Annotated in this window: 18 protein-coding genes; 16 read left to right on the forward strand and 2 right to left on the reverse strand. The window is 63.4% G+C overall.

The features are described 5' to 3' along the window. The first annotated feature begins 217 nt into the window (after positions 1-217). Entirely contained in the window at positions 218-799 is a 582-nt protein-coding gene (locus AC5WNJ_RS04720; RefSeq protein ID WP_495930513.1) for a hypothetical protein, read from the forward strand. A gap of 259 nt (positions 800-1,058) precedes the next feature. On the opposite strand, the gene AC5WNJ_RS04725 is transcribed toward AC5WNJ_RS04720, so the two are convergent. After that, positions 1,059-1,262, reverse strand: coding sequence for a cold-shock protein (locus AC5WNJ_RS04725; RefSeq protein WP_043335501.1), 204 nt, complete (start codon positions 1,260-1,262; stop codon positions 1,059-1,061). Between the two features lie 247 nt (positions 1,263-1,509). Here AC5WNJ_RS04725 and AC5WNJ_RS04730 point away from each other — a divergent pair, with 247 nt between their 5' ends. From AC5WNJ_RS04730 to AC5WNJ_RS04765, 8 genes are all read left to right on the forward strand, one after another. Further along, positions 1,510-2,349 carry an isopenicillin N synthase family dioxygenase gene (locus tag AC5WNJ_RS04730; RefSeq protein ID WP_176676488.1) on the forward strand — a complete coding sequence of 280 codons (840 nt, stop codon included), beginning with the start codon at positions 1,510-1,512 and terminating at the stop codon, positions 2,347-2,349. 180 nt (positions 2,350-2,529) lie between these two features. Further along, complete coding sequence (locus AC5WNJ_RS04735) at positions 2,530-2,955, forward strand: NINE protein (RefSeq protein ID WP_043335505.1); 426 nt, start codon at positions 2,530-2,532, stop codon at positions 2,953-2,955. A 128-nt stretch (positions 2,956-3,083) separates the two neighbouring features. Then, positions 3,084-3,509: a hypothetical protein gene (locus tag AC5WNJ_RS04740; RefSeq protein ID WP_054554953.1), complete on the forward strand. Its 426-nt coding sequence runs from the start codon at positions 3,084-3,086 to the stop codon at positions 3,507-3,509. Continuing rightward, positions 3,509-3,781, forward strand: a complete 273-nt coding sequence (locus tag AC5WNJ_RS04745) for a hypothetical protein (protein ID WP_495930514.1) — start codon at positions 3,509-3,511, stop codon at positions 3,779-3,781. Before AC5WNJ_RS04740 ends, AC5WNJ_RS04745 begins: the two co-directional genes overlap by 1 nt. Positions 3,782-3,879: 98 nt before the next feature. Further along, positions 3,880-4,464, forward strand: a complete 585-nt coding sequence (locus AC5WNJ_RS04750; protein WP_176676491.1) for an exopolysaccharide biosynthesis protein — start codon at positions 3,880-3,882, stop codon at positions 4,462-4,464. A gap of 300 nt (positions 4,465-4,764) precedes the next feature. After that, positions 4,765-5,409 (forward strand): LysE family translocator, encoded by a 645-nt coding sequence (locus AC5WNJ_RS04755; protein WP_495930515.1) that lies wholly within the window; start codon positions 4,765-4,767, stop codon positions 5,407-5,409. A gap of 67 nt (positions 5,410-5,476) precedes the next feature. Then, positions 5,477-6,013: a hypothetical protein gene (locus tag AC5WNJ_RS04760; RefSeq protein ID WP_495930516.1), complete on the forward strand. Its 537-nt coding sequence runs from the start codon at positions 5,477-5,479 to the stop codon at positions 6,011-6,013. Between the two features lie 113 nt (positions 6,014-6,126). Continuing rightward, positions 6,127-7,191 carry a hypothetical protein gene (locus tag AC5WNJ_RS04765; RefSeq protein ID WP_495930517.1) on the forward strand — a complete coding sequence of 355 codons (1,065 nt, stop codon included), beginning with the start codon at positions 6,127-6,129 and terminating at the stop codon, positions 7,189-7,191. Positions 7,192-7,335: 144 nt separating this feature from the next. On the opposite strand, the gene AC5WNJ_RS04770 is transcribed toward AC5WNJ_RS04765, so the two are convergent. Beyond that, positions 7,336-9,318, reverse strand: coding sequence for a transglycosylase SLT domain-containing protein (locus AC5WNJ_RS04770; protein WP_495930518.1), 1,983 nt, complete (start codon positions 9,316-9,318; stop codon positions 7,336-7,338). Between the two features lie 274 nt (positions 9,319-9,592). Between AC5WNJ_RS04770 and AC5WNJ_RS04775 the strand changes: the two genes are divergently transcribed. From AC5WNJ_RS04775 to AC5WNJ_RS04805, 7 genes are all read left to right on the forward strand, one after another. After that, complete coding sequence (locus tag AC5WNJ_RS04775; protein ID WP_176676495.1) at positions 9,593-9,931, forward strand: YkvA family protein; 339 nt, start codon at positions 9,593-9,595, stop codon at positions 9,929-9,931. A 260-nt stretch (positions 9,932-10,191) separates the two neighbouring features. Continuing rightward, positions 10,192-10,578, forward strand: coding sequence for an MAPEG family protein (locus AC5WNJ_RS04780; protein WP_176676496.1), 387 nt, complete (start codon positions 10,192-10,194; stop codon positions 10,576-10,578). Then, positions 10,578-11,753 (forward strand): hotdog domain-containing protein, encoded by a 1,176-nt coding sequence (locus AC5WNJ_RS04785; protein ID WP_495930519.1) that lies wholly within the window; start codon positions 10,578-10,580, stop codon positions 11,751-11,753. The genes AC5WNJ_RS04780 and AC5WNJ_RS04785 overlap by 1 nt, the downstream gene beginning before the upstream one ends. Before the next feature lie 332 nt (positions 11,754-12,085). Continuing rightward, positions 12,086-13,969, forward strand: coding sequence for a molecular chaperone HtpG (gene htpG, locus AC5WNJ_RS04790; RefSeq protein WP_495930520.1), 1,884 nt, complete (start codon positions 12,086-12,088; stop codon positions 13,967-13,969). A gap of 402 nt (positions 13,970-14,371) precedes the next feature. After that, a complete protein-coding gene (locus AC5WNJ_RS04795) occupies positions 14,372-15,316 on the forward strand; it encodes a glucosaminidase domain-containing protein (RefSeq protein ID WP_495930521.1) in 945 nt (314 codons plus the stop codon). Positions 15,317-15,373: 57 nt separating this feature from the next. Beyond that, the gene (locus AC5WNJ_RS04800) at positions 15,374-17,443 is read left to right on the forward strand and encodes an ATP-dependent helicase (RefSeq protein ID WP_176676499.1); all 2,070 of its coding nucleotides are present in this window, start codon (positions 15,374-15,376) and stop codon (positions 17,441-17,443) included. Beyond that, the gene (locus AC5WNJ_RS04805; RefSeq protein ID WP_495930522.1) at positions 17,436-19,115 is read left to right on the forward strand and encodes a protein adenylyltransferase SelO; all 1,680 of its coding nucleotides are present in this window, start codon (positions 17,436-17,438) and stop codon (positions 19,113-19,115) included. The genes AC5WNJ_RS04800 and AC5WNJ_RS04805 overlap by 8 nt, the downstream gene beginning before the upstream one ends. Positions 19,116-19,666: the final 551 nt, after the last annotated feature.

The following is a 19,666-nucleotide window of genomic DNA, read 5'->3' on the forward strand; positions in this document are numbered from 1 at the left end:
CGGCGCGATTGTTGGTGGTAGCTGATGGAAAATGGTGTTCGTTAACACTATTCTGCTGTGAAAAGAGCGAAATGCTTGAAAAGCTGTCGGTCTGGCACCATGTCTTGCGTATCAGGCGCCAAGCCACGCTTTCGCTTGCATGACTACACGACCTTTGTTGCAATGCCACTTGCAGGAAACAGGGGCTGGCAACTCCCCACCTATCATGGAGAAGACGATGAAACTCAAGCAATGGATGATTCCCGCACTGGCCGCTGGCCTGTCTATGGCCATCGCTGGTTGCGATAACGGCGATACTGACAAAGCTGCCCAGAACGCCGAGACCTCTGCCGAGCAGAGCGCCGAGCAGGCTGAACAGAGCGTCGATCAAGCGACTGACGCCGCTGCCGAGAAGATGGACCAGGCTGCTGACGAAGCGGCCGCAGAGATGGATGCTGCTGCTGACAAGGCCGACAACATGGCTGACGACGCTGCAGAATCTGCCGATGCCATGGCTGACGACGCTGCAGAATCTGCCGATGCCATGGGTGATGATGCTGCCGCCGAGAGCGAAAGTGCCCTTGAAGCAACCAAGAACGCTGCTTCCGAGACCTATGAGTCTGCCAAGGAAGGTGTCAACGATGCTGCTGACGCTACTGCCGATGCTGCCAAGAATGCCTATGAATCCACCAAGGAGCAGGCTGCCGAGCTGACCGACTCCGCTGAGCAGTCTGGCGACAACGCTGCTGCCGAAGTGAACGAGAAGATCAACGCTGCGCAGCAGGAAGCCAACGAGTCCATCGACGAAGCGCAGCAGTAATCACTGGCCAGCGAATGCTGGCGTGATGCATGTCGCAAGCTGTGTCACTGGCTGAGTGCGAGTGACACGGCCGCCGAGATGAGAACGCCGTGACCCCTTGGGTCGCGGCGTTCTTGTTGCTGACGATTCTTCGTCACGCGTGAGTCAGGCCAAGGCCTGTCCACAAAAAAGCCCGCCAGAAGGCGGGCTTTTCCATGACTGTCTTGCTGCCATCATCAGAGCGCCGGTGAGGGCGGCCTGACCAGGCTGATCGAGAAGATCAGACCGGCTTGATGTTTGCGGCCTGAAGACCTTTCTTGCCCTGGGTGACGTCGAAGGAAACCTTCTGGCCGTCTTGCAGGGACTTGAAGCCTTCCGCCTGAATTTCAGAGAAGTGCGCGAACAGGTCGTCGCCGCCGTCGTCCGGAGAAATGAAGCCGAAACCTTTGGTGTCGTTAAACCACTTTACTGTGCCAGTTGCCATGATTCTTTCCTTGCTTACGAGATGATGTTGGTGGTCTGCCCATCAGACCAGAGTGCGTTGGTGCGGCTAGGGGGAATTCCACCAGAGAGACGCGTTACGTCCTGCGACGACATCCTTTCCTGTTTGACCTACGCATGCAGCCAAGGCTGCACATGCTCGCTTCCATTCGAACAGAAAGTTGCCGTATTGGCGACTCCTCCCGGCTCAAGTAGGATGCTCACACAGAGCCAACATAGATGGAAATGCCATGAAGGTCCAGAACGTAGATTACCGCTCGGCCGACGCCGCCGAAAAATTTGTCGAATCCCTGCGTACGACGGGCTTCGGTGTCATCCGCAATCATCCGATCTCTCATGAATTGGTCGAGAAGATCTACGCCGAATGGGCCGAATTCTTCTCCAGCGCCGACAAGCTTGACTGGCGCTTCGACCCCAAGACCCAGGATGGCCTGTTCCCGGCAGATGTCTCCGAGACCGCCAAGGGCCATACGGCGCGTGATCTCAAGGAGTACTACCACATCTATCCGTGGGGCAAGATTCCTGACAGCCTGCGCGAGAATGCCATGGAGTATTACCGCCAGGCCGAAGCCTTCGCGGCGGAGCTCTTGAGCTGGGTCGAAGTCCATTCACCTGCCGAGGTGGCGGAGCTCTACCGTGAGCCGCTCTCCAACATGATCAAGGACAGCGGCCAGACGCTGTTGCGTGTGCTGCATTATCCGCCGATGACCGGCAGTGAAGAGCCGGGCGCCGTCCGTGCCGCGGCGCATGAAGACATCAATCTGTTGACCGTGCTGCCGGCAGCCAACGAGCCGGGCCTGCAGGTGATGGACGTCAATGGCGAGTGGATGGACGTGCCCTGTGATCCGGGTCAGCTGGTCATCAATGTCGGCGACATGCTTCAGGAGACCAGCGGTGGCTATTTCCCGTCGACCACACATCGCGTAATCAACCCGACCGGCGAGGGTTCCAGCCAGTCTCGTCTGTCGCTGCCGCTGTTCCTGCATCCGCGCCCCGAAGTGGTACTGTCTGACAAGCACACGGCGGACTCCTACCTCAAGGAGCGTCTGCGCGAGCTGGGTGTCATCTAGAGACCGACTCGCACTCGACCGGCAGATATCTGCCCATCAGACGCCATCCGCGCCAGTGCGTGGATGGCGTTGTCGTTTTCGGGTGCGCAGTGGTGATGGACGGCTTGATTCAGCATCGCCACGACCGCATTGACTGTATTCGCAATCATGATCTGCCGCATCGCGGCTAAGGCTTAACTGATGACCACATCGCCTGTTGTACAGGACACGCATTCCAAGACCATGGGCTATCTGCTGTGGATCTTCGGTTTCCTCGGCGCGCACCGCTTCTACTATGGCAAGCCGGTCACCGGCACCATCTGGCTGTTCACCTTCGGTTTGCTGGGCATCGGCTGGTTGATCGACCTGTTCCTGATCCCGGCGATGGACCGCGAGGCGGACTTCCGTTTTCGCGAAGGCCCGATCAATTACTCGCTGAGCTGGATTCTGCTCACCTTCCTGGGCGTGTTCGGCATCCATCGCATGTACATGGGCAAGTGGCTGACCGGCTTGCTCTACCTGTGCACCGGTGGGCTGTTCTTCATCGGCGTGCTGTATGACTTCTGGACACTCAATGACCAGATATCGCTGCGTCATGCCGAACAGGCCCCGGCCACCCAGCGCTAGAGATCACGCCTGCGTTGCATCCAGCGGGACGGAAGTGACGTAGCAGGAAAGGCAGTGCCGAGTTTTCGCATGCTCTAATGTGATGGGGCTCGGATGTTTTCATCAACATGACGACAAGGAAGTGAACAATGATCTGGTTGAAAGCCTTCATCGCCGCCTTTCTGGCGACTCTGATCTTCCATCAGGGCCTCTTCGGGCTCTTCTATCTGGCCGATATCCTGCCCAAGGCGCCCTACAACATGACGCCTACCGGGCCGCTGGGCGTCCCGTCAGTGCTCTCGCTGGCCTTCTGGGGCGGGCTGTGGGGGCTGCCGCTGTGGGCATTGGTACGACGCAGAACGGGCGTCAGCCATTGGCTGATCAGCCTCGTCTTCGGTGCAGTCGGCCCGACGGCAGTGGCCATGCTGGTCGTCTTCCCGCTCAAGGGGATCGAGGTCGCGCCACTGATGGTGGTCGGTGGCCTGATCCTGAATGGCGCCTGGGGCGTCGGCACCAGCCTGTTGATGCGTGTGCTGGGCGCGCGACCGAGTCCAGCGGCCCCGACGACAGCATGATGGCATCGATTCCGTGGCCCATGGTGGCGCTCGCCTGGGCTGCCGGGTTGTGCATGCCGCTGGGTGGCGTGATCGCCCAGCTGGAGCGCAGCCACGAGAGTCACGTCAAGCGCAGCTGGCTGGCGGGGATCACCGCGCTTGGCGGCGGGATTCTCTACCGCGTCTTCCAGAATATTGCGCCCCAGTCGCGGGTGGCGCATCACTGGTCACCGCCGTTGGGTGCCTCGCTGGGGTTCATGATCGGCATGCTGGGCGATCGTCTGGTCGGCTGACAATCAGCTGACGATTCACCGTGGCGGGGCGGCACCAGCTGACTCGCCACGGCTCGAGACCCTCACACCCTCTGTCATCTTCCCGATAGGGAGCTCGCATGAGCAAGCACGCCAATGAAGGCAACCTCACGGGGTTGCTGGAAGAGCTGGACCGCGAGATCGAAGGGGATATCTCGCTGGGCGACATTCTGGAGCACTTCAACTCCCGAGGCTTCGGCCCCTTGCTGGTATTGCCTGCCTTGCTGGTACTGCTGCCGACCGGGGCGATCCCTGGCGTGCCGACGACCTGCGCGCTGTTCATCGTGCTGATCGCGGGTCAACTGTTGCTGGGGCGCAAGATGCCGTGGTTGCCACGTCGGCTGGCGCGCTTCAGTTTCGAGCATCGACGCCTGACCCATGGCGTCGAGCGGGCAAGGCCCTGGACGCGACGCCTCGATCGTCTGCTCAAGCCACGCCTGAGCTTCATGACGCGCGGCCTTGCCTATCGCGGTATCGCGATGCTGACCATCCTGCTGGCCACGGCCATGGTGCCGCTGGAGCTGGTGCCCTTCGCCGCGGCCTTGCCGGCGGCAGCCTTGCTGCTGCTGGGCCTGGGGCTGATCGGGGAGGATGGCCTGGTCATCCTGCTGGCCTTGCTGGTGCTGCTGCTGGATATCGCCACGGGGTTCTGGTTGGTAGGTTGAAGGCTGCGTTGGTCGCTCAACAGCGACGCAGCGTATTTTAGGAGTCGAGGCTCGTATCCTTGATGACGTGACATGGCTCTCGCGTGCCATCAGTTGCGGGCTCATGAGAGCGCCTGCGCCGTTGTGTCGCAACGCCGTAAGACCAAAGACTGAAGTGCACCATTCAGAGACAAGACAGGCTGTCATCTTGATGGGGATGGCTTTGCAGGCTGGCCGTGCTCGCCTAGACTGGTCGCCTGTTCAGTGCCATGGGGGCACGAATTCGGCTACTGAAGCGGGTCTGTCGCAAGGACGTTCGTCATGTTTGATTTCATCCAGTTCGATGCTGCCTTCTGGTCCTTCGTGGTGGCCATCACCTTGCTGACGGTCACGCCCGGGGTCGACACCCTGCTGGTGATTCGCAATACCTCTCGCGGCGGCCTGCGTGACGGCGTGCTCACCAGTCTCGCGATCTGTGCCGGCCTTTTCGTGCACGCGTTGGTGTCGTCGGCGGGCATCTCGTTGATCCTGTTGCAGTCGGCATGGGCGTTCTCGGCCCTGAAGCTGGTCGGAGCGGGCTATCTGATCTGGTTGGGCATCAAGAGTCTCAAGAGTGCTCGGCGCGCACGCGGGCTGAATGTCGACGTCACCGTGACACGTCAGCAGGTATCGTGCTGGCAGCCGTTGCGAGAGGGCTTCCTGTCCAATGTGCTCAACCCCAAGACGGTGGTGTTCTACATGGCCTTTCTGCCGCAGTTCATCGCGCCGACCGACCCGGCCGTGCTCAAGTCATTGTGGCTGGCGGGTGTCCACTTCGTGATCGCCAACCTCTGGCAGATCAGCGTGGCGCTGATGGTCGGCGGTGCAGGGCGCTGGCTGGCAAGGCCGCGAGTCGCCTGCTGGATGGAGGGCATCACCGGATCCGTCATGGTGCTGCTGGGGGCGCGGCTGGTGCTAGGTCGCTAGGGATGAGTGGCCACTCCCGACATTGCAACGGAGCGCATGGGATGACGGTTCGTATCCTTGATCACACATGGACCCTGTGACATTGACGCTGGCGGCCTTTCTCAAGGTCGTCACGCACCTTGAGGCTCGGGATGTCAGCGATGTCTACGATTCCCACGTACAGCAGGTACGGGTGCTTTACTACGGCTACACCATCGACTTCCGCCACCAGCTGTGGCGCATCGATGATGAGACGGTCTGTGCACATCTGGAAAAGACCGGTACCGCCGTCGAGCAGCGCGAGTGCTCGCGCATGGCCAGCCGACTGTTCGTCGAGACCTGCCATGCCTTGCAGCGTCGGGGACGAGCGGCGCATATCGACACCCGCACCATGTATTGCAAGGCCGCAGCGACCTTCAAGCCCCGGCGCGACCCCTATGCGGGCATGACACCGGCAGAGCGCAAGGCGCGCAAGGCGCTCGAGGCGGCGCATCGAGAAGCCGAGCAGGCCTGCAACCGTTACGTGCTGGATGCCCTGTCCTCGAATTCACTGGAGATTTTGCGTCTGCGGCAACGCTACTGCGACAAGAGCAATCGATTGGCAGCACGGCTCGAACGACAATGATGCCCGGGCCGGTGCTGACGCCTGCCCGAGCCAACGACAGCAGCGGTACAGTGCTGCATTCATGACATGAAGACCGGCCCATCAAGGCTGGCATTGGCAGGGAACGCAATCGGATGAGTCTTTCACATACCCTTCGTCGCCGTCTGGGCGGGTTGAGTGCCGTGGTGCTGGTGGTCGCCGGGATAGCGGCCTGGCTGTTCGCCGTCGATGAGGGGCGCTGGGTAGGCCGCGTGACCACGCGCCCCGAAACGCTGAATCTCGAGTCGGTGGAGCAGGGCAACCTGCCGGTCAATCAGTTCGTCTCGCTGCGCAATCACTGGGCAGTCTATCGCGAGCATACCGAGACCTTTCGCCTCGATGCCGATGCAGACGGGGGTCGCCGCATCGAGACGCTCTATTATCCTGTCATCTCTGACATGAACCCCTATCTGCTGGAGTTGGCCGGTCTGTCACGCGCCTTCGGGGGCATTGATGGCATCCCCTCGGAAGAATGGCCGCGCATCGAGCGCATGGGCGTGCTGGTGCGAACCGACTCCGTGCAGAGCCTGGAAAACGTGCCGCCGCTGATCGAGTTCCCCGATGGCCTGTTCGGCACCGTTTTGCATGCCGAGACGGACCTGCCGGGCGATGAGCGCTCACTGCTGGCCGAACGCTGGCCTGACATCGATCTGTCGCGTGTGATCATCATCAATGCAGGCCACCGCCCCGGTAATGCCTGGGCGATGATCGTCTATGGCGTGCTGGGTACGCTCTGCTGGGGCCTGGCGGTCTGGCTGATGGTGCGATTGATGCGTACACCGCGCGTCACGCGCTTCCAGCCTCTGGCCCATTCCGCCCGAGCGGCATCGGAGCCGGTGGTGTCGCAGGCATACCCGGGTAGCGAGGCAGAGGGCGACGGGACTTCTCAGCGTCATGCTGCACAGGTCCATGCGGCATCTCAGGCTCATGACGACGCATCACGGCCCCGGGGCGCTGCCGGCAAGCGCCAGGGCTGGCGTGGCAAGGGCAAGAGGAGCGACGAAGGGCGACCCCTGAGTTATGCCGAGGCGCTGGGACGGTATACCCCTCAGCAGAAGCCGCCGTTCGGCAATGGCGTGGCTGCCTCGCGACCGGGCGAAGCCAAGGGCGAGAGCCAGTCCGGGTCCTCGCCCGCCATTCGTCCACGTCGCGATGACTGAACGAACGAATGGCTGAAAGAATGGCTGAAGGGCGCGATGAGCTCTGTCGCCATGGGCTCTGATGCTATGGGCCCTGATGCCATGAAAACGAAAACGCCAGCCCCATAGGGCTGGCGTTTTCGTTGCGGGATGCTGCGGTTCGGCTCAGCGGCGATCCACCAGGGCGGTGGTGTAACGCTGGCTGACTTCGCGGTCGCTGACCACCTTGACGCCCTCGCTGGTGCCCTTGGCCAGGCTTTCGAAGATTACGCGGTAGGCCAGCACGGCCTTGACGTATTCGCGGGTCTCCTTGAAGGGGATACGCTCGACGAAGCGGTCGTATTCGCCCGGGGTGTCGGCGAGCCAACGATCGACGCGTCCCGGCCCGGCGTTGTAGGCCGCGGCGGCGGCCAGGCGGTTGCCGGAGTAGCGGTCCAGCATCTCGCGGATGTAGGTGCTGCCAAGGCGGATATTGGTGACCGGGTCCCCCAGCGCCGCGTTGCTGGGCGTGGGCAGTCCCAGGCCGCGACTGACCTGAGCGGCGGTGCCCGGCATCAGCTGCATCAGGCCACGTGCACCCACCGGCGAGGTGGCGGTGGGGTTGAAGGCGCTCTCGCGACGCGCGAGTGCCATCAGCATCCACGGGTCGACGCCGGCATCGGCACCGAAGCGCTGGAAGTCCTGCTGCCAGGCCGGCGGGAAGCGCCAGGAAAGGCCATCCCACAGCTGGCCACGGATGGTGGCGAAGACGGTCAGGTCATACCACTGCTGCTGGAGCGCGTAGGCTGCAAGACGGCGAGCCCCGGCGTCATCCGCCTGGGTGACGGCGTTGAACCACTCGGAGCGAGCCAGACCGATCTCGTCGATGTTCATCAGTGCTCTGACGCGCTTGACGGCCGGCGTCTCGGCGACCTCGGCCAGTTCCGCGTCGGAGAAGTCCTGGTCATCACGATTGAGCGAGTAGGCCTGGCCGATACGGTCGGCGGCCAGGAAGCCGTAGAAGTTGCGCTCAGTCGCGGCGCGCGTCCAGGCGGCGCGTGCTTCCTGCGGGCGACCCAGGCTGTTATCGGCACGCCCCAGCCAATACTGGTAGCGGGCTTCGTTGCGGAAGCGGTCCGGCATCTTCAACACCCATTCACGCACCTGCGGCCAGTCGCCAGCACGCACCGCGTTGCGCATGCGCAGATCGAACAGCTCCTCGTCATCGAGGATGGTCAGGCGCTGATCGACCCAGCCGCGGTTGTTGGGGATGTCGCGCACCAATGAATACCAGGCCAGGTCGCGTTCGACGGTGTGGCGCTGTTCATCACTCATCGGCATGTGCGGATTCACCTTGCGCCAGGCTTCCAGCGCGGCCTCGGTGTCGGCACGCACGAAGCCATGCATGGCGGCGACACTCAAGGCGGCGAAGGCATGGCCGCCGTGGCCGAGGTTGGTCGGCAGGCGCGTGATGGCGGCAAAGTTGCCCTCCAGCTGCTCGCGTGCCGCGATGGCCCGCTGCCAGCTGCTGGGCAGTTGGCGCTCGAGATAGCTGACCATGCCACCCTGGCCGGCAGCCCAGGCGAGCATGGTGCGCTCCCAGATGGCTTGATCATCGATCACGCCACGCTCGCGCAACGCCGAGAACAGCGGGTCACAGGCCGAGTCCTGCGAGCTGGAGACATGCCAGAGCTTCAGGCCGCCTTGCGATGCGCTCGCGACATCATTGCCCAGCTGCGCCATGTAGTAATAGCACTGGCGCTGCGCGCCGGCCGGCACGCCATCGCTGACTTCCAGCAGGGCATCATGACGGCCGGTACGCCCGTAGGCGGAGATCGCCTGGCCTCGCATCCACTCGGCCAACGGCGAGTCTGCATGACGCTCGATGAAGGACAGCACTTCCGCGGCGGTGGCGTACGGCAGGCGGGCCTTGAGCTGGTGATACTCGATGTAGCCTTCCAGCACGTGGCCATTGACGGCGGCCTGCTGAATCTCGTCAAAGCGCTTGGCGCGCGCATCATCGAAGGCGGCGCGGAAGCTCTGGTCACTGGGAGTGGCGGCCTGCAGGGGCAGGCTCAGTCCCAACAGCAGGCCTAGGCCGGTGAGGTGCCGCAGCGCCGCGAAGCGACGGCTGCCACGGGGTCGGAGTGTTTGCTTGCCTGGTGTCACCTGGGACTCCTGCGACTGTCGGTAAAGGGGGCGTGGACTGGCTGCGACCTTGTGGTGGCGGTTCAGTGCCCCGATGTTGAACAAGTGCCCCGATATTGGCTATCAGGGGTTGCCGATTCAGTAACGATAGTGGCTATCGTGGCAGTGGTCGGCGCTGAATAACAGCACCATCTGATACTGATAGTGAATTATCCGAGAGTGATATCGCGGCTGTGCTGCCGCGAAGATGAAAAGCTCAGTGAATGAAATTTGTGCTACCCGTGAGGAGTCCACTATGGGCAAGGCATTATGGTTGACGCGATTGTTTGGCCGCCGACATGTGCTGGGCAAGGCAGGCGCCGCCTTGCGCACCATGGGGCCCTTGCTGCGCGACGTGGTGAGCGGTCGTTATCGCCCGGTGCCGTGGAAGGCGCTGGGGTTGGCGGCTGGCGCCTTCATCTACCTGGTCTCGCCGCTGGATCTGATCCCGGATCTGCTGGTGGGGCTGGGGATCCTCGATGATCTGGTGATCGTGACCTGGTTGCTCGGCAAGCTCGATGATGCGCTGGTCGACTATCGCCTGTGGCGTGGCGAGATTCCCGAACCTGATCCCTCCGATCCGCCGGCTCCCTGAGGGCGTCCAGCGTGGAAATGCCATTCATCTGCCAGCCTGGATATAGGTACTGGCCATTGGCCGCATGGCAGGGACGCGGCGACCCTGCCATGCTCGTGATACGCTATCAAACACCAGTTTGAATGGCGTGCCGTCAGTGTCGGGTCTGCCGTTCATTACAGGTCGGTGTGCCGTTTTATCCCAGGCGGTGCGTCGTTTTATCAAGGTAAGGCGCGCCGCTATGGCAACGCCCTGAACAACGCCTTTCAAGGAAATTCTGCATGCTGATCTATGCCTGCCTGCTGTTTGCGGCACTGATGCTGGTGCTGACCAAGGCTCCGGTCGCCTGGGCGCAACAGCGAACCGGTCGCTACGACAACCACGATCCGCGCGCACAGCAGCGTGAGCTGACGGGCTTCGGGGCCCGCGCGCTCGCCGCGCACCAGAACACCATCGAAGCCTTTCCGCTGTTTGCCGCCGGGGTGCTGGTCAGCCTCATCGCTGCACCGGGCGCCCCCATCGCGACCACGCTGGCGGTGGTCTTCGTGCTGGTGCGTCTGGGCTATTGGGGCTGCTACCTGGCCAATATCGCCTTGCTGCGATCACTGCTGTGGGGCGTCGGCTATCTGGTCTCGCTGGCGCTGATGGCGATGCCGCTGTGGATGTGATGCATGCAGTGCCGCAGAGCCTGCTGGGGCTGGCCGTCAATCCCGCTGACGTGCCGGCTGCGGGTGGCGTATTGGATGACGCCAGCTGGACGCGGGCGCTGACCGGATTCCTGAGCTTCATTCCGCACACGGCGCGCTTGAACGTCAGGGTCGAGGAGGTCGCCGCGCCGGCCATTCGCATGCAGCTGCCGTGGCAACCGGCCTTGATCGGCGATCCACACCGCAGGCTGGTGCATGGCGGTGTGCTGACCATGTTCGCCGATACGCTGTGCGGCAGTGCCGTGCTCACGGGGCTGTCGGCACCGGAAGTCTGCCCGACGCTGGATCTGCGCCTCGATCACTACCGACCCGGCGTCGAGGGCCTGGCGTTGGTGGGCGAGGCGCGTGTGCTGCGGGTCACGGAATCGATGGTGTTTACCGAGGCGCAGATCTGGCAGCAGCCGGGCAAGATCCTGTGTCGCGCGATCGGCAACTTCGTCAGGCTCGGCGAGCGCAATACCCCCAGCGGCTTTGCCGAGGCGCTGCTGGCGGCGGCCAATGCTCAAGCCCCCGCGAACCCTTCCACGGTCGAGTCGGAACCACTGGGGCAGTCAGCACAGGCTGCACAGCCAGCAGGCGAGAAAACCGAGCCGCAGGCGCCGCACAATGCCCAGGACCCGCGCGGCCTGCTCAGTGCGCGACGTTTCGTCGAAGGGCAGCGCACTCACGCCGACCTGGCGGCGCTGCTGGCGAGTCTGCCCTACGCGCAGGCGATCGGGCTTGGGCTGTGTGCCATTGACGGGCAGCAGGCGGGCGCGGCCAGTGATGTCGAGCTGCATCCTGAGCAGGCGCTGAGCTATTCCATGGCGGCAATGCCCGACAATGTCGGCAACCCGATGCTGCCGGCGGTGCATGGCGGCGTGCTGGCCGCGGCGATGGAAACCGCCGCGACGCTTGAGGTGCTCAGGCGGCATGGGCGCGGTGGTCGTGAAGCGCGCCTGCCCAAGCTGATCGATTTCTCCATCGACTATCTGGCTACGGCGCGCGGCGATCAGGTGACGCGCATCGACTGTGAAGTGATGCGTGAAGGTCGGCGCATGACCAATGTGCGCGTCAGTGCCTGGCAGAAATCCCGTGAGCAACCGGTCGCCAGCGCGCGCATGCACTTCGTGCTGGAGTCACTCGCCTCCCCATGATGGACAGGCGATATCTGCTCTGCAGGCATCACACCTGAGAGCACCTCCCTGAATGCCAGCGCTTCGTTGGCTCCCTCCGTTGTCTCCTTTCATTGCTACCCCAGGGAGCCGCTTGGGTGTTTCTATGGCACACGCCTGGCGCGTATGGCGCAATCATCTGTCGCTAGTGCCTTGAAATCCCTCACCCTTGCCCCATATCTGGTCCACGAGCGCTTCCTTCGATCTGCCGCCCAAGAAAGGCAGGCGTCGGCGAGCCGGTTCCATTGTTGCGGGGGCGCTCTGGCCACCGCGAATCTTCTTTTCAGGCATCCACGACATAGAGGTCCTTTTCGATGACGACCGCCACTCACACCGAAACGCATGGCTTCCAGACAGAAGTGAAGCAGCTGCTTCACCTCATGATCCACTCGCTGTATTCCAACCGCGAGATCTTCCTGCGCGAGCTGGTCTCCAACGCGGCGGATGCCTGCGACAAGCTGCGTTACCAGGCGCTGGACAACGACGCCCTCTACGGCAACGACAGCGAACTGCGCATCGAGATCGAGCACGATGCCGAGGCGAAGACCATCACCCTGCGTGACAACGGCATCGGCATGAGCCGTGACGATGTGGTCGCCAATCTGGGTACCATCGCACGCTCCGGCACTGCCGAGTTCATGAAGAACCTGTCTGGCGACCAGCAGAAGGATTCGCGTCTGATCGGTCAGTTCGGGGTCGGCTTCTACTCCGGCTTCATCGTCGCCGACGAGATCACCGTGCGCACCCGTCGCGCCGACCTGGGCGCTGATCAGGGCGTCGAGTGGAAGTCCCGTGGCGAGGGCGAGTTCAGCGTCGCCGACATCGAGCGTGCCGAGCGCGGTACCGAGATCGTGCTGCACCTCAAGGACGATGCCGTCGAGTTTGCCGACGATTATCGCCTGCGCAGCCTGGTCACCAAGTACTCCGATCATATCGAACTGCCGGTACGCATGAAGCGCGTCGAGAAGGACGAGGAAGGCAACGAGCAGGTCCACTGGGAAACCGCCAACTCCGCCACTGCGCTGTGGGTGCGCTCCAAGTCCGAGGTCAGTGACGAGGAGTACAAGAACTTCTACAAGCACGTCTCGCATGACTTCTCGGACCCGCTCAGCTGGAGCCACAACAAGGTCGAGGGCAAGCTCGAGTACACCAGCCTGCTGTTCGTGCCGGGCCGTGCGCCGTTCGATCTCTACCAGCGCGATGCCGCGCGTGGCCTGAAACTCTACGTGCAGCGCGTCTTCATCATGGACGACGCCGAGCAGTTCCTGCCGCTGTACCTGCGCTTCATCAAGGGCGTGCTGGACACCAATGACCTGTCGCTGAACGTCTCGCGTGAACTGCTGCAGCAGGACCCGCAGGTCGACAAGCTCAAGTCCGCGCTGACCAAGCGTGGCCTGGACATGCTCAAGAAGCTGGCCAAGGACCCCGAGCAGTACCAGACCTTCTGGAACCAGTTCGGCTCCGTGCTCAAGGAAGGCCCGGCGGAAGACTTCGCCAACCGTGAGAAGATCGCCGAGCTGCTGCGCTTCTCCACCACCGAGACCGACAGCGCGACCCAGGACCAGTCACTGGCCCAGTACGTCGAGCGCATGAAGGAAGGCCAGAGCAAGATCTACTACCTGGTCGCCGACAGCTTCAATGCCGCCAAGTCCAGCCCGCACCTCGAGATCTTCCGCAAGAAGGGTATCGAAGTCCTGCTGCTGACCGACCGCATCGACGAGTGGCTGATGAGCCACCTCACCGAGTTCGACGGCAAGTCCTTCGCGGATGTCGCCAAGGGCGATCTCGATCTCGGCGATGTCGAGAACGAAGAAGAGAAGAAGGCCCAGGAAGAGACCGCCAAGGCCAAGGAAGATCTGGTCAAGCGCGTCAAGGAAGCGCTGGCCGAGAACGTTCAGGAAGTGCGCATCACGCACCGTCTGACCGATTCCCCGGCCTGCGTGGTGCTGCCGGAGCACGAGATGGGCTACCAGATGCGCAAGATGATGGAAGCCGCTGGCCAGCCGCTGCCGGAAGTGAAGCCGATTCTCGAGCTGAACCCGGAGCATGCTCTGGTCACGCGTCTGGAAGGCGGTGAAGGCGATTACTTCACCGACCTGGCACACGTGCTGCTCGATCAGGCCATCATCGCCGAAGGCGGTGCGCTGGAAGATCCGGCCGCCTACGTGCGCCGCCTGAACAGCATGCTCAGCGCCTGAGACGGCGGAACGATCGAGTCACTGGCTTGATCAGGCATGTCCGCCACGACGCCCTCGCAGCCTGTGCTGCGGGGGCGTTTTGCGTTGGGTGTGTCGTCAGCGATAGCGTCCAGTGCGAGGTGCAGAGCGTGAAGGGCAGGAAGGCGGCAAGGCGGCAAGGTAGGAAGAGGAAAAGGAAAAGGGGGAGGGAGCTCAGAGAGCGCGCCGCGTCAGTAGCGCGAAAAGGCGGGCACCGTCTGGCGGTCTGTCGGTGACGGACGACAGGGCTTGCCGTGTCTTTCCTCGCTTGGCCGACCGCGCCATCTTCTCGCGTACGCGTTTTTAGGGTTTCATGCAGCCTCATGAGATACGCTGATGGTATCTCGCGTCTTGCTACTGCATCCCTCTCGATGAGCGCAGCACATGACTTACCTACCTTTCTCTGCGGGTTGGCTGACTGGCGGAGTGCGTGGCCTGCCACGCCTGCCCGCGTGGACGTGGGCCTGGCCGCGGCGCTCGTGGCGCCTGGGCTCTGTCCGTCTGGGCTCTGTACGTCTGAGCCCTGTTCATCTGAGCCCTGCTCGCCTGATCATCGCTGCCTTGCTGCTGGTGATGGGGCTGGGCTCGATGGCGCAGGCGGCGCGGCTGGATGATGAGCTGCTGGCCCGTGACAAGACCCATCAGATGCCGGACCTGCGACCCTATCCCGCGGGCAACCAGCGCAAGGTCGCCTTCTTCGAGCTGATGATTCCGCTGGTGGTGGCCGAGAATCAGCGCATCGCCGAGCAGCGCGACTGGTTGCTGGCGATGCGCAAGCGCGCCGGTGACGGAGGGCGTGACTACAGCGAGCGTGAGCAGGAGCGCCTCAACGGCCTGTGTGATCAGGTCAATCTGCCCTGTGATGTCACGCGCGAAGACATCGGCGTCAGCTGGACGCGCCTGCTGCTGCGCATCGATACCCTGCCGCTGGACATGGTGCTGGTGCAGGCCATCGAGGAGTCGGGCTGGGGGACGTCGGGTCATGCCCGTGAGGCCAACAATCTGTTCGGCATGCGCTGTTTCTCGCGCGGCTGCGGTATCGGGCCGCTGGGGCGTGAATATCGGCGCTTCGAGAGCCTGGAGGCGGGTATCGCCGCCTATTTCGACAATCTCAACTCCCAGCGCAGCTACGCCGAGCTACGTGAGCTGCGCGGGCGTCTGCGCAACGCGGGCCAGCCGGTGCGCGCCGAAGACCTCATCCCGACGCTGAGTGCCTACTCGACGCGGGGCAACGCCTACTTCACCACGCTCTATGAACTGTTGCGCTGGAATCGTGGCCTGATGCGTACCGTGCGTGAACGCCTCGCGGCCAATGGCGCCCTGTCCTAGTCATGATCGCGTAGCGAAGGTCTTGCTCCCCGCGCTGACAGGGGGGATCATGCCGCCATGCATCTGAGCAATGATCAACGGCGAATTCTCGCCCATCCCTTTCCCTCGCGCCTGCGCGATCGCACGCCGGCCAACAGCGCCGAGCACAGCGATTGCGTGGTGGTGCGTGCCTGTGCCGGCAGTGGCAAGACCGTGCTGATGGTCGAGCTGGCGCGTACCTACGCCGACGAGACCCTCATCTATACCTCGCTCAACCCGGCGGTGGCGGGGCGGACCGCCAGTCAGCTGCCCGCCAATGTCCAGTCGCTGTCGCTGCATCAGCTGGCGCGCCAGGCCTTGATGGAGGAGTACGGCGACAAGCTCAAGCGCCAGCCCGACATCACGCGCCGTCTGGCGCCGCAGAGTCTCAGCTGGCTGGGCAGTCTTTCCAGCCAGTCCCGCAGCCTGATCGCCCAGGGCCTGAACACCTTCTTCGCCGAGAGCGACGCGGTGCCGATGCCTGAGCACCTGCCCGACGGCGTGGCACAACGGCTGAGCGCCAATGAGCTGCGCCAGCTGGTCGAGAGCATGCGACTGGTGTGGGAGTGCCTGCTGGACCCCGCCGATCACCAGCAGAGCCTGTCGTTCAACGCCTTGCTCAAGCTGTGGTCGCAGCATGGCCAGTCGCTGGAGGCCGACCTGGTGATGCTGGATGAGGCGCAGGACGCCACGCCAGCGTTGCTGGCCATGTTGCGTCGCCAGCGCTGCGACCTGCTGCTGATCGGCGACCCGCATCAGAGCCTGTCGCGCCAGGTGGAAGGCATGAGTTCGCTGGATTCGCCGCTGCTGGCCGATGCCACCGTCTACTCACTGCCCGGCGCCTGGCGCTTCGGGCCGGCATTGGCGGCGCTGGGCACGCGGTTGGCGGCCTGTTCGCCCACCGCGCGTGAACAGGCCATGAGCGGCCTCGGTCCGGCGACCCGTCTGGCGCTGCCCGCAGTGCGTGAAGCATTGCTGCACTCCGGCAGGCGCCACGCGGTGATCAGTGCCGGCCCGGTGGCGGCGTTGAGGGAGGCGCTGGCACTGCACCAGCGCGGCATTGCGGTGGCCTGGCTGGATGGCATCGAGGGCTATCCGCTGGCGGGGCTGCTGGATCATTGGCGACTCTGGCGCGCACATCAGCTGGCCGAGCAGGGCGACAGGGCCAGTCAGCGTGAGTGCTGGCGACTGCTGCCCCCCTCCCTGACGCGGCTCGGACAGACTCCGGCGCAGGTACTGGGGGCTCTGGCGCGTCTCGAGGATCATCAGGCGCGCAGTCTGCATGAGTTGGCCTCCTGGTATGCCCAGGCGCCACTCGATCAATGGATCGGGGAGTTGCGCAAGCACGATGGTGACCTGCAGGCCGCCATCGTCAGTGCTCACTCGCGGGGACAGTCGGTCGAGCTACCCACAGTCATGCTGGGGACGGTGTTCCGCGCCAAGGGTCTCGAATTTGATTGCGTGGTGCTGGCCGATGATCTGGCATTGCCAAGCGAGCGCCAGCAATTGCCCAATCAGGTGCTGGTCACCAATCTCAGCTACACCGCCGCCACGCGGGCACGCCAGCTGCTGGTACTCAATGAGCGCCTGAGCCACTGGTGGCAGGCGCAGGGCGAGAGTGAGCGCTTCCCTCTGCTCGAGGCACTGCCGCAGGCCTGGCTGAGCGAGTCCACGCATGGCGTGCAGGCGCCGCACCCGTGGTGGGGCAAGGCGCGCCTGTCGGAGTTGGCACTGACACCGCGCAAGCGCCTGCTGCTGCGCCGTCATGAGACCTCGCTTGAGAGCACGCCTGCTGCGGTGTCGCCCGCGGCTGGCACGCGCGAGCAGGCGCAAGCCTCGGGCGACCCTGTCAGCCATGCTCAGCACCTGGACCATGATCAGCACCTGGGCCATGCCCGGGACTCCGACGATGCCCTGCAGGCGCTCAAACGTCAGGCGCGCACCGATACGACGGCGCGCAAGCTGTATGAGATGGCCAGCAAGCTGCCACCCGGGCGGCCCTCCGGCGGTCTGCGCAGCCTGTTGACCCCGAGTGATGCCGCCGCGTCCACTTCTTCCCCCAGCGGGTCGCCGACCCCCGGTGGCCCGACGGAGCCTCTTGATGAGTGAGTTTTCCCCTACGCACGCCGCGCACGTGCATGACCTGACGGCGCTGCGCTTCAACAACCGTTATGCCCGCCTGCCTGAGCACTTCTTCACGCGTGTCGCCCCAGAGCCGCGACAAGGCACGCGCCTTGCCGATGTGAGTCCTGACTGCGCTCGTCTGCTGGGGCTGGAGGCGCCCTTGGCCTCCGACGCCTCCAGCGAGGAGGCGCTCGAGCAGCTGCGACTCTTGATGGCCGGTGAGCAGTTGTTACCAGGCATGGACGCATTGGCCCAGAAATACACCGGTCATCAGTTCGGTCACTACAATCCGCAGCTCGGCGACGGGCGAGGCATTCTGCTCGGCGAACTTGAGATCGAACACGGCAAGACCTTCGATCTGCATCTCAAGGGCGCCGGTCGTACGCCTTACTCGCGCTTCGGCGATGGTCAGGCGGTGGTGCGCTCCAGCGTGCGCGAGTATCTGGCCAGCGAGTACATGGCGGCGCTGGGCATTCCCACCAGCCGCGCGCTGGCACTGGCGGTGAATGGCGAGCGGGTCCAGCGCGAGACCGTCGAGCCCGGCGCTACCGTGTTGCGCGTCTGCGAGAGCCACCTGCGCTTCGGGCACTTCGAGTGGCTGGCCCACTCCGGCCGGCATGAAGACCTCAAGACGCTGATCGATCACGCCCTGCGGGAGCACTTCCCCGAGTGCCTGCCCGAGATGTCGGAAGAGCCTTCCGACATGGGCGACATCGGGCGCGAGCCGCTGGATGAAGCGACACGCATCGCCGCCGCGCTGGCCATGTTCGAGACAGTGATCACTCGCACCGCGAAACTGATCGCGGCCTGGCAGGCCTACGGCTTCGTGCATGCGGTGATGAACACCGACAACATGTCGCTGCTGGGGCTGACCTTCGATTACGGGCCCTACGCCTTCCTCGATGGCTATGAAGAGAATCTGGTGCCGAATCATACCGATCAGGCCGGGCGCTATGGCTTCGCCCAGCAGCCGGGGATCGGGCTATGGAATCTGGAGCGTCTGGGCGTCGCGCTGTCGCCGCTGATCGACGTGGACGCACTCTCCACTGCGCTGGGTGTCTACGAGGGCGAGTTGCAGCATGAATATGCCCGCCTGATGCGCGCGCGTCTCGGGTTGCCGGATGCGCGTGATGAGGATATGACGCTGGTGCAGCAGTGGCGCGAGCTGCTGGCGGCCGGCAAGGTCGACCACACCCATGCCTACCGCCTTCTCAGTCATTGGGATGTCACGCAGCCCGCGCCGGAAACGCTGGTCGTGCGCCTGGCCGGCGAGCGTGGGCCGCATGGCAATTCGGCCCGGGCGCGCGATGAAGCCTCGGCGTGGCTTGAGCGCTATCAGGCGCGCGTCATGGCCATCGGGCTCTCTGCCGAGAATGAGCGCCAGCGTCGTCTGGCCATGCTCGGCTGCAATCCGCTCTATGTGCCGCGCACGCATCTGCTGCTGGAGGTGATCGCACGGGTCGAGCAGGGCGATGACGCTACACTCAAGGCCTTGCGTCAGCGTCTGACGGCACCCTTCTTCCGCCCCGAGGAGGGCAGTCTGGAGGCGGCGCAGGAGCTGGGGCAGGCGCAGGGCGTCGATGCCGAACTCGTCGATGACTGGACACGGCCACCGGCGGCAAATGCAGCGCCGATCTGCATGAGTTGCTCGTCCTGAGCGGCTCTGTCAGAGCCGCTCTCATTGAGGGGGCCTGAACTGCTTCGCTGACAGCGCAAGCCAAGGACTAACATCCGCTTTGTGCAATGCAGGAAACACGCGCTGACACTCAAGTCATCGTCACGAAAATGGGATGCTGCCGCGGCGGTGTCCCATTTTTCATGGCAGGTGCTGTCGCAGCCATAAGCTCGAGATTATGCGATGCATAACACAAAGCTGAGCTATTCTTGGTGAGGTGCCTTTTGTAAACTCATTGCAAATCAGTCACTTGGTAGTGTCGCAAGGCGCCTGTCAGCATAAGGCGGCTGTTATGGCTGTCATAACGATAGCTTTATGCTTGATTTTATTGCTTTTTTTGCACTGCAGCGCTTGACCCTGATGCACCGACAAGAAAAGACTGATGCTGGACACTCATCGTGTCGCGGGTGATGTCAGGCCTTCTGGCCATGCGTGAGTCACGGCTTGCGGTTCAGGCAAGTCTCACCTGTGACAGGCAATAACGTCGCTGAAAGCGCCTCCGGCAGGCAGGATGGTGCGAATCAGCGCTCAAC

This window comes from Cobetia sp. PDI-23MA (assembly GCF_059507735.1).